9 protein-coding genes are annotated in these 13,291 nt (G+C 29.7%); all 9 read left to right on the forward strand.

Annotated features, from left to right (window positions below):
• Positions 1-7 precede the first annotated feature (7 nt).
• Positions 8-670: a Type 1 glutamine amidotransferase-like domain-containing protein gene (locus tag AVBRAN9333_RS00400; RefSeq protein ID WP_214116644.1), complete on the forward strand. Its 663-nt coding sequence runs from the start codon at positions 8-10 to the stop codon at positions 668-670.
• Positions 671-800: 130 nt separating this feature from the next.
• Positions 801-1,982 (forward strand): aminofutalosine deaminase family hydrolase, encoded by a 1,182-nt coding sequence (gene mqnF / locus AVBRAN9333_RS00405; RefSeq protein WP_336607912.1) that lies wholly within the window; start codon positions 801-803, stop codon positions 1,980-1,982.
• Positions 1,979-2,983, forward strand: coding sequence for a tRNA 2-thiouridine(34) synthase MnmA (gene mnmA, locus AVBRAN9333_RS00410; RefSeq protein WP_214149728.1), 1,005 nt, complete (start codon positions 1,979-1,981; stop codon positions 2,981-2,983). The genes mqnF and mnmA overlap by 4 nt, the downstream gene beginning before the upstream one ends.
• A gap of 9 nt (positions 2,984-2,992) precedes the next feature.
• Positions 2,993-5,071: an RNA degradosome polyphosphate kinase gene (locus tag AVBRAN9333_RS00415; protein WP_336609235.1), complete on the forward strand. Its 2,079-nt coding sequence runs from the start codon at positions 2,993-2,995 to the stop codon at positions 5,069-5,071.
• A 178-nt stretch (positions 5,072-5,249) separates the two neighbouring features.
• Entirely contained in the window at positions 5,250-6,125 is an 876-nt protein-coding gene (locus AVBRAN9333_RS00420) for an aspartate carbamoyltransferase catalytic subunit (RefSeq protein ID WP_214120028.1), read from the forward strand.
• A gap of 1 nt (position 6,126) precedes the next feature.
• Positions 6,127-7,389 carry a dihydroorotase gene (locus AVBRAN9333_RS00425; RefSeq protein ID WP_214149730.1) on the forward strand — a complete coding sequence of 421 codons (1,263 nt, stop codon included), beginning with the start codon at positions 6,127-6,129 and terminating at the stop codon, positions 7,387-7,389.
• 1 nt (position 7,390) lies between these two features.
• Positions 7,391-10,555, forward strand: coding sequence for a carbamoyl-phosphate synthase large subunit (gene carB, locus AVBRAN9333_RS00430; protein ID WP_336609236.1), 3,165 nt, complete (start codon positions 7,391-7,393; stop codon positions 10,553-10,555).
• A 157-nt stretch (positions 10,556-10,712) separates the two neighbouring features.
• Positions 10,713-11,111 (forward strand): Rrf2 family transcriptional regulator, encoded by a 399-nt coding sequence (locus tag AVBRAN9333_RS00435; RefSeq protein WP_214116657.1) that lies wholly within the window; start codon positions 10,713-10,715, stop codon positions 11,109-11,111.
• On the forward strand, positions 11,111-13,288 hold the full coding sequence (gene flhA, locus AVBRAN9333_RS00440; RefSeq protein WP_214116660.1) for a flagellar biosynthesis protein FlhA: 2,178 nt from the start codon (positions 11,111-11,113) through the stop codon (positions 13,286-13,288). Before AVBRAN9333_RS00435 ends, flhA begins: the two co-directional genes overlap by 1 nt.
• Positions 13,289-13,291 lie beyond the last annotated feature (3 nt).

The following is a 13,291-nucleotide window of genomic DNA, read 5'->3' on the forward strand; positions in this document are numbered from 1 at the left end:
AAATAGTATGAGAAATATTTTATTATTAAGCAGTGATAGATATAAAAACTTAGATTCTTTTGATTGGTGTGCTAGTATATTAAATGATTTTTTTGCTAAAACTAAACAAATAGCTCTAGTTCCTTATGCTCAAGTAATTGATGGATTTGATGAATACGAAAAAACTCTTAAAAATAAAATAAACTCAAAAATAGTTTCTATACACAATGACCCTATTAATATATTAAACGATAGCGATGGGATATTAGTAAGTGGCGGTAATTTATTTGTTCTTTTGCATAGATTACAAAAGCTAAATTTATTAGATATTTTAAAAGATAAAATAGAAAATTCTATAACCTATGCTGGTTGGGGTGCTGGGGCTAGTGTATTATCAGAAGATATTAAAACTTGTAATGATTTACCTATATTATATCCTAGTAATTTGCAAGCTTTAGGTATTTTAAAATACCAAATAATCACTGAATATATCCCTCAAGATAGGGAATATTCAATGAAGCTTTATGAATATTTTAAGCTAAATCAAAATTCTTCTGTTTTTGCTCTGCCATATGGTTCTGCCCTTAAAATTCATAATGATAGTGCCTTAGTAATGGGTAATGAAGGGGTTTTAAAATTATCTGAATATTATGAGCAATACTTTAAAATTGGTGATTTTATTAAGCTTTAATACATATTTTTAATCAAAAGAATTTAAATTATGGATTAAATTTTATCTAAAAAGGATTTTTATTATCCGATTTGATATTTTTAACAACATTTATTAAAAAAAGTTTCGTAATATTTCATAAAGGAAAAAAATGATTAAAATTATGAAAACTAAGGCTATTTTAGACTTTAGCCAAGATGAATTTTTACAAACTAATAAAGCTTTAGTATTTGATGAAGAGATTATTAAAATATGTGATTTTAACAAGGCTTTAAGTGAATACAAAAACGCTCAAATAATTGATAAAAGCGAATATATTTTAAGCCCTGTATTGTGCAATTTGCATTCACATTTAGAGTTTTGTCTATCTAAGCTTTATTATGGAGATTTTGCAAAATGGCTTGAGAGTATTATCAAAAATCGTGAAGCGATAAATAAAGATTTATTAAGTAAAGAGATTAATAGACAAATTGAAATTCTAATGCAAAGTGGGGTAGGGTATCTAGGCGAAATTTCAAGTTTTGGAGCAAACCTAGAAATTCTATCAAATAGCAAGATAAAAAGCATTATCTTTCACGAGATTTTAGGTGCTAATGATGAAACTTTAAAAAACAATATTAAGAGTTTTGAAGAGAGATTTTCAAGATTTTCAAACCTTAATAACCATATATCATTACATAGTCCTTATTCAATTTGCGATAAGACTTATGAATACGCACTTAATTTTGCTAAGAAAAATGATTTATTAATCAGCACACATTTTTTAGAAAGTGCTTATGAAAAGGAGTATTTGCAAGGCAAAAGTAACGCTTTAAGCAATTATTTAGCTAGATTTAATCCTAGTTTAATTACTAAGGATTTTTTAAGTGGATTTGATGATTTAAGAGCTATTTTTACTCATTGTAATTATGTTGATGATTTTAGTATTTTTAAATCTCATCATATAATTACGACTTGTCCTAAATCAAATAGATTTTTAGGCTCTCGTGCAATTAAGCTTAAAAATCTTTTAGCAAATGATTTAAATCTTAGCATAGGCACAGATGGGCTTAGCTCAAATAATAGTTTAAATATGTTTGATGAGCTAAGAGCTTTTATATTTACTCATAATGAATTTGAATTAAACGAATTAGCTTACATAATTTATAAGGCGGCTTGTTTTGATAATTCTCATTTATTTTTAAATGGCTTAAAGCCATTAAGTAATGGCGCTAAGGCAGATTTTATCTTGCTAGATGATTTTGGCTATGATAAGGATAATGTATTAGCTCAAATAATTTTAAGAACGAATAAAATAAAAAATATGTATTTAGATGGAAAGGAAATTATATGAATGTAGTTTTAGCAATGAGTGGTGGGGTTGATAGCTCTTATACAGCTCTTATGCTTAAAGAAAAAGGTTTTAATGTAAGTGGTGTTTATATGAAATTACACAATCGTTTAAACTATCACGAAAAAAATATAGAAAATGGACAAAGAGTGGCTGATTTTTTAGGAATTTCTTATGATATTATTGATTTTACTGATGAATTTAGCAAAGCAGTTTTTAATCCATTTATTAAGACTTATGAAGATGGACTTACTCCAAATCCTTGTGCTTTATGCAATCAAAAAATAAAACTAGGAGCATTATTAGACTATGCTAAAAGCAAAAATGCAAAGTTAGCAACAGGACATTACGCTCAAATAGAAAACAATATGCTTAAAAAAGCCGTAGATTTAAGCAAAGACCAAACATATTTTCTAGCAAATGTAAATAAAGAAAGTCTAAATGATGTGCTTTTTCCACTAGGGGATAAATTTAAAAAAGACATAAAAGAACAAGCACTAAAAATCCCTATGTTAAAATCAATCAGCGAACAAAAAGAAAGCTCTGAAATATGTTTTGTAACCACAAATTACACCGATATTTTAAAAGATTATGTAAAAGTTAATCAAAAAGGCTTAGTAAAAAATACTAAGGGCGAAGTTGTAGGAGAGCACGAAGGCTATATGCACTATACTATCGGTAAAAGGCGTGGTTTTAGTGTAAAAGGTGCATTAACTCCACATTATGTATTAGAAATTGATGCGAAAGAAAATGTAATAATAGTAGGTTCAAAAGAAGAATTATTTGTAAAAGAATTTCAATTAAAAAATGTAAATGCTTTTTGTGATTTTGATGAGATTGATTGCAAGGTAAAAATCAGATATAACACTAAAGAAGTGCCTTGTAAATTGCTAAAAAATGAAAAAAAAGTATTATTAGAAGAAAGCGTATATGCTTTAGCAAAAGGACAATTAGCAGTATTTTATCAAGGTGATTTAGTAGTAGCAAGTGGTTTTATAAATTAAGGATAATTAATGAAGAAGGAATTGGTTTTTAATAGAGAATTATCGTGGCTTAAATTTAATTCAAGGGTGCTTGATCAGTGCAATAAAAAAATACCTTTATTAGAAAAATTAAGATTTATTAGTATATATTGCACGAATTTAGATGAGTTTTATATGATTAGAGTTGCTGGACTTAAGCAACTTTTTGCAGCAGGAGTAGTGCCACAAAATGAACTACCACCATTAGAGCAATTAAACGCTATTCGTGAATATTTACACGCAGAAAAAGACACTTTAGAACAAAATTATTTTTCTATAATGAGCGAATTAGCAAAAGTGGGTGTGGAGCTTAAAACTTATAATGATTTAACAAGAAATCAAAAAGGCAAAGCTAAAGAATATTTCTTTAGCACCATAATGCCAGTAATTGTTCCTATTGCAGTAGATTCAACGCACCCATTTCCGCCACTTAATAATCTATCTTTCTCACTAGCTGTTAAGTTAAAAAGCGAAGATGAAAAGCACGATAAATTCGCTATGGTTAGAATTCCTAGAGTATTGCCTAGATTTTTTGAAGCTGATAGGGGGCTTTTCGTTCCTATTGAAAGCGTGGTAAAAGAGCATTTAGAAGATATTTTCCCAGGTTTTACTATGGTAGAAAGTGCAGCTTTTAGAGTAACTAGGAATGCTGATATTATAATTGAGGAAGAAGAAGCAGATGATTTTATGATGCTACTTGAGCAAGGCTTAAAACTTAGAAGAAAAGGTGCTTATGTTAGAATTCAAATTGAAAGCGGTGCTAGTGAAGAGATTAAAAACTTTTTAAGCATACATTTAAAAGTATTTAATAAAGATATTTACGAATACAAAACCCCATTAGCCCTATCATCAATGCTACAAATCGTAAATAATAAGCAATTAAGTTATTTATGCAATGCTTCTTATGTGCCTAAGATTTTGCCACCATTTGATGAGAATGTAAGTATATTTGAAGTAATTGATAAGCAAGATATTTTATGCTACCAGCCTTATGAGAGTTTTGACCCAGTTGCAAGTTTTATAAAAGAAGCTAGCAAGGATTCAAAAGTAATATCAATTAGAATGACCCTATATCGCTTAGAAAAAAACTCGCAAATTATTAAGGCTTTAATGGACGCAGCTAATGATGGAAAGCAAGTTACGGTTATGGTTGAATTAAAGGCTCGTTTTGATGAAGAAAATAACCTTTATTGGGCAAAAGAATTAGAAAACGCAGGAGCTCATGTAGTATATGGAATAGCAGGGTTTAAAGTGCATGCAAAAATTACTCAAGTAATTCGCCAATTAGATGATGGCACGCTTAAATTCTACGCACATTTAGGCACGGGTAATTATAACGCAGCAACTGCTAAAGTATATACTGATATTAGCTTTTTTACATCTAATTTTGATATAGCAAATACTGATATTACAGCGTTTTTTAACATACTTACAGGTTATTGCAAAAATAAACGCTTAAAAACTCTATCAATGAGCCCATTTCAGATAAAAGAGCAGATTTTAAAAATGATAAAAACTGAAAGCCTAGCAGGTAAAAAGGGTGAAATTATAATGAAGATGAACTCGCTTGTTGATGAAGACATTATAAAAGCACTTTATGAAGCGTCAAACAAAGGTGTAAGCATTGATTTAATAGTTCGTGGGATTTGTTGTCTTAAACCAAATCTTAAAGGATTTAGCGAAAATATAAGAGTAAGAAGTATAGTTGGAAAATATCTTGAACACGCTAGGATTTTTTATTTTAAACACGCAACTCCACAATATTATATAAGCAGTGCTGATATGATGCCAAGAAATCTTGAGCGTAGGCTTGAACTAATGACACCTATATTAAATGAGAGTTTGCACGCTAAATTAGCAGAGATTTTAAGACTTCAATTAAGTGATAATCAATTAGCTTACACGCTTGATGAGAATGGAATTTATACCAAGATAGAAAAAGATGAAAAGGCTCTTGATTCTCAAGAAACTTTTGAAAACTATGTAAGTGGAATTTATAAAAGCTTTAAAAAAGGTCGTGATAAAGCAAAAGCCAATCAAATGGCACAAAAATTCTTTAGAGAGAATTAAATATTTTAGGAATTTAAATTCCTAAAATATATTTTTACTAAAATTTATAAAAATTAATTTTATTTTAAGTTTAAAATATTATTATTGACAGATTTTTTTGAACTTCACTTATACAATCCCCTTTATTTAAAATTGTTTTCTAATGGCGGTTAGGCCTTACTCTCGTGGGAGAAGGACAATGCGTGATTATTTAACAACTAAAAATCTTAGCAATGATGATTTTTATACGCTTATAAAAAAAGCTTTGTATTACAAACAACACGATGGCTTTTTTAAAAATTATGAAAATCAAATCATAGCTAATTTATTTTTTGAAGATTCTACAAGAACAAGGACAAGTTTTGAAGTTGCTGAGCTTAAGCTTGGCTTTAGAGTGCTTAATTTTTCTGCTAGTAGTTCAAGTGTAAATAAAGGCGAGAGTTTATATGATACTTGTAAGACTTTTGAAAGTCTTGGAACTAGCGTTTTAGTAATTAGACATAAACAAAATAATTATTTTGATGATTTAGTAGGACTTAATGCTAAAGTGGTTAATGCAGGTGATGGAAGTGGAGCACACCCATCTCAATGTTTGCTTGATTTAGTAACGATTTATGAGCATTTTAATACTTTTAATGGTTTAAAAATAGCAATAGTTGGAGATATAAAAAATTCTCGTGTAGCAAAATCAAATAAAGATGCGCTTGAAAGACTTGGAGCTAAAGTATTTTTAGCTGCACCTCCTATTTATCAAGATAATTCTTATAATGAATACTATAAATTAGATGAAATTATAGATGAGGTTGATGTTTGTATGCTTTTACGCATTCAACACGAAAGACACGATAAAAACGAATTAGATTTAGAAAAATATAGAAAATCTTTTGCACTTACAACTAATAATTATAAAAGATTAAAAAATGATGCAATCATAATGCACCCAGCCCCAATTAATCGTGGAGTAGAGATTGATAGTTGTTTGGTTGAATGTGAAAAATCAAAGATTTTTACTCAAATGAGTAATGGTGTATTTGCTAGAATGGCAATACTTGATTATGTGTATGAAAGGATTTAAAATGCTTCTTAAAAATTGTAACGCATTTATAGATAATAAATTTGTTAAAACTGATATTTTAATTGAAGGTAAAAAAATAGTAAAAATAGCTCCTAATATTGATTATAGTGGAGAAATAATTGATGTTAAAGGTAAGCTTGTTAGTGCGGGTTTTGTTGATATTCATCAGCATTTAAGAGAGCCAGGATATTCACACAAAGAGAGCATAAAAACAGGCTCAATGGCGAATGCAAAAGGTGGAATTACTACAGCTTGTGCTATGCCAAATCTAAAACCTGTGCCTGACACTTTAGAGAATTTAAAACTTGAATTAGATTTAATTCAAAAAGATTCTTGTATGAAAGTTCTTCCTTATGGAGCTATTACTATGGAAGAAAAAGGTCAAAGCTTAGTTAATTTTAGCCAATTAGCTCCTTTTGTTTTTGCGTTTAGCGATGATGGAAGAGGTGTTGCAAATGCAAAAATTATGAAAGATGCAATGAAAGAATGTGCGAAATTAAATAAATATGTAATTGCACATTGCGAAGATTTAGACCTAGTTGAAGGCGGTCATATGCACGATGGAGTTCAGTCTAAAAAATTAGGAATTAAAGGAATTTCAAGTTCAAGCGAGAGCGTGCAAGTTGCAAGAGATATGCTGCTTTGTAAAGAATGCAATTCAAATTATCATGTATGCCATATAAGTGCTAAAGAAAGTGTTGCGATGGTTGAGTTTGGCAAAAAACTTGGAGTAAATATAAGTTGCGAAGTAACTCCACATCATTTAATTTCTTGTGATGAAGATATTAAAGAAGATAATGGAATGTGGAAGATGAATCCGCCTTTAAGAAGCAAAGCTGATAGAGATTATTTAATAAATGCTTTAAATGAAGGCATAATTGAAGTAATAGCAACAGATCATGCACCACATTCAAAAGATGAAAAGCAAGGTGGATTTAATAAGGCTTATTTTGGAATTATAGGAAGTGAGTTTGCGTTTTCATTGCTTTATACAAAATTAGTAAAAACTAATTTAGTAAAACTTGAGACAATTCTAAACGCTTTTAGCACTAATCCTAAAAAAATATTTAATTTAGAAAATGCAGGGGAGCTTAAAGTTGGTTCGATAGCTGATATTGTAGTAATTGATTTAGATAAAACTTGGGAATTAAAAGAAGATGAAATCGTTAGTTTAGGCAAGAATACGCCTTATTTGGGAAGTGTATTAAGCTCAAAAGTAGAGCTTACAATTTGTGATGGAAAAATTATTTTTAAAGGAGAATAAAATGCAAGATGTAAATAAAATTTTAGTTATAGGAAGTGGTCCTATTATAATTGGTCAAGCAGCAGAGTTTGATTATGCAGGAACTCAAGCTTGTTTATCTCTTAAAGAAGAAGGTAAATATGTAATATTAATCAATTCAAACCCAGCTACTATTATGACTGATAAAAATATTGCTGATGAGATTTATATAGAGCCAATTACTTTAGAATTTGTAACAAAGGTTATTAAAAAAACTCGCCCTGATGCAATCTTAGCTACCTTAGGCGGACAAGTTGCTTTAAATATGGCAATAGAATTAGATAAAGCAGGGATTTTAAAAGAATATAATATAAAGGTATTAGGTTCTAGCTTAGATACTATTAATAAGGCTGAAGATAGAGAATTATTTAGAGCATTAATGAATGAATTAAATGAACCTGTTCCACCAAGTGTTATTGTAAATAATACAAAGAGTGCAATTTCTTTTGCTAATGAATGTGGTTATCCTGTTGTTGTTCGTCCAGCATTTACTATGGGTGGAACTGGCGGCGGAATTTGTGAAAATGAAGCTGAACTTAAAAAAATAGCTAGCGAAGGCTTAATTTATTCTCCTACTAGACAATGTTTAATTGAAAAATCAATAGCAGGATTTATAGAACTTGAATATGAAGTTATAAGAGATAGAGCTGATAATGCTATATTAATTTGCGATATGGAAAATATTGACCCTGTTGGAATTCATACAGGTGATTCATTGGTTGTTGCACCAACTCAAACACTTGAGCCAAAAATCAAACAACAAATGATAGATGTTGCTATTAAATTAATAAGAGCATTAAAAATTGAAGGTGGTTGTAATGTTCAAATAGCTTTAAACCCAATTACAAAAGAATATTTTATTATTGAAGTAAACCCTAGAGTTTCACGCTCAAGTGCTTTAGCTAGCAAAGCAACTTCATTTCCTATAGCAAAAATCGCAGCAAAAATCGCAATAGGCAAAACTTTAGATGAGATTAAAAACGAAGCAAGTGGCTTAAGCTATCTTGAGTATAAACCAAATCTTGATTATATAGTTACTAAAGCTCCTAGATTTGCATTTGATAAGTTTAAAGATGCTAATCGTTATTTAGGCACTCAAATGAAAGCAACGGGTGAAGTAATGGGCTTAGGAACTAGCCTAGCTGAAAGTATTTTAAAAGCTATTAAATCACTTGAATATGGAATTTGTCATCTAGGTCTTAAAAACGGCGAAACATATACAGATGAAAAAATCAAAAAGCGTTTAATTAAAGCTGGAGATGAAAGAATATTTTTCATAGGAGAAGCTTTAAGGCGTGGAATTAGTGTTGATGAGATTATGAATCTTACTAAAATGCAAAGATTATTTATAGACACATTTAAGCAAATCATTGATACAGAACACGAATTAAAAGAGAAAAAATTTGATATTCAAGCACTTATAAAAGCTAAGCAAATAGGACTAGCTGATAAAATTATCGCACATCGTTGGGAATGCAAGCAAAAAGAAGTGTATGAACTAAGAGCTAAAAACAATATAAGACCTATTTATAAATGCGTTCAGCCGATGGATTATAAAAATCTAATTCCAAGTTTTTATTCAACTTATAATAAAGAATTTAAAGACACAAATGAAATTAGCAATAAGCAAAAAATCATAGTTTTAGGAAGTGGTCCTATTAGAATTGGTCAAGGAATTGAGTTTGATTATTCTAGCGTGCATGCTATTTGGGCTATTAAAGAAATGGGCTATGAAGCAATAATAATTAATAACAATCCTGAAACATTATCAACTGATTATAGCGTGGCTAATAAGCTTTATTTTGAACCTTTAAGTAATGAAGAAGTTTTAGAAATTATTAATATTGAAAAACCTTTAGGAGTAATTGTTAGTTTTGGTGGTCAAACTGCTATTAATTTAGCTGAGTTTTTAGAAGCAAATGGAGTTAAGATTTTAGGCACAAGTTTAGATAGCATAAATACTGCTGAAGATAGAAAATTATTTGAAAAATTAATGAGTGATTTAGGCTTAAATCAGCCTAAAGGAATTACCGCAATTAGCGTTGATGAAGCTATCAAAAATGCTAATTTAATAGGCTATCCTGTATTAGTTCGTCCATCGTTTGTTTTAGGTGGTAGAGCTATGCAAGTTGTATTTAACGATGAAGAACTTAAAAAATATATGCAAGAAGCAACAGAAGTAAGCCTTGATAAACCTATATTAATTGATAAATATTTATGTGGCAAAGAGCTTGAAGTAGATGCTATTTGTGATGGAGAAAATGTTTATATACCAAGTATTTTAGAGCATATTGAAAGAGCAGGTGTGCATAGTGGAGATAGCACAGCAATAACTCCTAGTGTTAGTATAAGTGATGAGGTAAAAGAAGAAATTATTAATTACACTAAAAAACTTGCACTTGCTTTAAAAATCAAAGGGCTTTTAAATATACAATTTGTATATTTTGAAAATAAACTTTATGTATTAGAAGTAAATCCAAGAGCTTCAAGAACATTGCCGTTTTTAAGTAAAGTAATTAATAAAAACCTAGCAAATATAGCTTTAAAAGCTGCTTTAGGAATAAGCTTAAAAGAGCAAGGAATTACTAAAGAATTTGAAGAAATACAAGGAATGTATTATGTAAAAGTTCCTGTATTTAGCTTCTCAAAATTATCTTTAGTGGATACAGTTTTAGGGCCTGAGATGAAAAGCACTGGAGAAGTTATGGGAACTAGCACAAGTGCAAACAAAGCACTTTACAAAGGTCTTGTTGCAAGTGGCGTTAGAATAGAAGAGTTTGGCGGAGTATTATTTAGTATTGATGATAAAAATAAGGCTGATTCACTTGAGCTTGCTCGTGGATTTATGAACTTAGGTTATAAAATCTTAGCTACTAAAAATACAGCAATTTATTTTAATAATCACGGAATTAATGCAATTAGTGTTAATAAATTAGGCGATGAAGATGACATAATTTCAAAAATTGTTAATGGAGAAATTACATTAGTAATTAATACTCCAAGAGATGCAAAAAATAGCCTTAGTGATGGATTTAAAATAAGACGCGCAGCAAGTGAGAGTAAGGTTGCAAGCTTTACAAATCTTGATATTGCAAAAGCTTATTTAAAGGCTTTAGAAGAAATATCATTAAGCGTGTATTCTTTATAATTTTTAAGAATTTAAACTCATTTTTGAGTTTAAATTCCTTTTTAATTTTAGTATAAAATAAATATTTTTTAAACTCCTAATCAAGAATGATTATTGCTTAGTCTATGTATTAAATAAAAAAAGTTAAGATTTAAATAAAAATATTTTAAGGAAAACAATGTTATTTACAAGAGCTAGTGAATATGCTTTAATTAGTTTAATTTACATTGCAAAACATAAAAGTCCAATAGATGTAGATACTTTAGCAAGTGAATTAAATATACCAAGAAGCTTTTTAGCAAAAATATTACAAAATTTAGCAAGAGCGCATATTTTAAAATCTTATAAAGGTATTAATGGTGGTTTTATTCTGGCAAAAGAACCAAATTTAATAAATATAAAAGATGTCATAATATCTGCTGAAAAAAAAGAGCCTTTAGTTTTTGAATGCACAGGAGATGATAAGTGTCCTAGTAATAGGCACGATACTTGTAAAATATATCCTATAATTACCAACTTACAAGATAAAATAAATTCTTTTTTAACTGATATTACCTTAGAGCAGATTTTAAAATAATGGCAAAACAAAAAAATACTATGCTAAGCCTAGTAGCTCCTTATTTAGAGCCACTTGTAAAATTTAAAAGTCTTTCTATGGTAGGTTTAATAGTTGCTATTTTAGCAATTATTATCGTTCCTTTACCATCTGGAATACTTGATTTTTGCTTAGCACTTAGTATTGCTATATCGGTTTTGATGATTTTAATAGCTATGTATATTCCAAAACCGACTGATTTGACTACTTTTCCAACATTAATTTTAATAATCACTCTTTTTAGACTAAGCCTTAATATCGCAACCACTAGAATGATTTTAAGCAAAGGGCATGAAGGTCCTGCTGCAGTTAGTGATATAATTGCTAGTTTTGGAGAATTTGTTGTAGGCGGAAATTATGTAATAGGGGTTGTTGTATTTTGTATCTTAGTATTAATTAATTTTATGGTTGTTACAAAGGGTTCAACTCGTGTTAGTGAAGTTCAAGCTAGATTTACGCTAGATGCAATGCCAGGAAAACAAATGGCAATTGATGCTGATTTAAATGCAGGGCTTATTACTGAAGAGCAAGCTAGAGAAAGGCGTCAAGAAATAATAGGCGAAGCGAACTTTTATGGAGCTATGGATGGTTCTTCTAAATTTATTAAAGGTGATGCAGTTGCAGGTATAATCATCACTATTATTAATATAGTTGGCGGACTTTTAATAGGTATGTTTCAGCACGATTTAGAATTAAATGCTGCTGCTTCTAGTTATACTATTTTAACTATAGGAGATGGACTTGTATCTCAAATCCCAGGATTAATCACTTCAACAGCAACAGCTATAATTATTACTCGTGCAAGCAAAGAAGAAAAACCATTTGCTGAAAAATCTTTAGAGCAATTATTTGGAGATTATAAAACCTTATTTATAGTTGGGTTTATTTTGTTCGTATTTGCTTTAGTTCCTGGTCTTCCTACTATTTCACTAGGTTTTATGGCTTTTGTATTTGGTGGGCTTGGCTTTTTACTTATGAAGACTAAAGATGAAGATTTATTAAGTCCTAAGCCAAAGCAAAAAGGAGCAGCTCAACAACCAAACACAAGTGGAGCAGCACCAGCTCAAAGCACAACACCACCTAGAAAAAGTGAAGCTGAAATTGCAGCAGAGCGTAAAAAGAAAAACGAAGAAAGCTTAAATCTTGAAATGCTTGAATTACAAATCGGATATTCTTTAGTAAAAGTTGCTGAAAGTGATTTAATAGATAGAATTCCAACAATGCGTCAAACAATAGCTAAAAATCTAGGCTTTTTAATGCAAGATATTAGAATAATTGATAATATTCAGTTAGACCCTAATGAATATGATTTTAGAATTAAAGGAATTTCAATTGCAAAAAATATCATATATCCTGATAAATTTTTAGCAATTGATAATGGTTTTGATGAAACCGATGAAATAGAAGGAATAGAAGTAATAGAACCTGCTTTTGGTTCAAAAGCTATTTGGATTGACCCAAGTGAAAAAAATAAAGCTACAATGAGTGGTTATGTAGTGGTTCATCCTGGTGCAGTAATTAGCACGCATTTAAGTGAATTGGTTAAAGAGCACGCAGCCGAGCTTTTAACAAGGCAAGAAGTAAATTCTTTATTAGATAGATTAAAGCTTACTCAAAGTGTGTTGGTTGAAGAAGTATTGAAAATCACTTCAATAGGTCTTATACAAAAGGTATTAAAAGAATTATTAAAAGAGCAAATTCCAATAAAAGATATGATAAGTATATTAGAAACAATATCTGATTTAGTGCCTTATACTCAAGATATTGATACAATAACAGATCATGTAAGAGCTAGTCTTAATAGAGTAATTACTAATATGTATTTAGATGATAATAACAAATTACAATTTTATGCACTATCAATGCAAGTAAATAGGCGTTTATTGGAAATGCTAGTAACTAATAAGAACGGCACAACAACCCTAGCAATCAATACAGAGCAAACCCACGCTTTATATACAGCAATTAGCGATAAAGTAAAAGAGCATTATAATATGCATTCAAATACTTTTATATTATTAGTAGAACCTAGTCTTAGAAGAAAGATAAAAGAGATTTGTGAAAGATTTGGATTAAAACAAGTTGTTGTTCTTGCTTATAGCGAGATTGCAAATAACGCTGATTTTGATAATATAGGTAATGTTGATGCAGCAATTTAGAAA

It is taken from the genome of Campylobacter sp. RM9333 (assembly GCF_020137705.1).
Classification (GTDB): Bacteria; Campylobacterota; Campylobacteria; order Campylobacterales; family Campylobacteraceae; genus Campylobacter_E.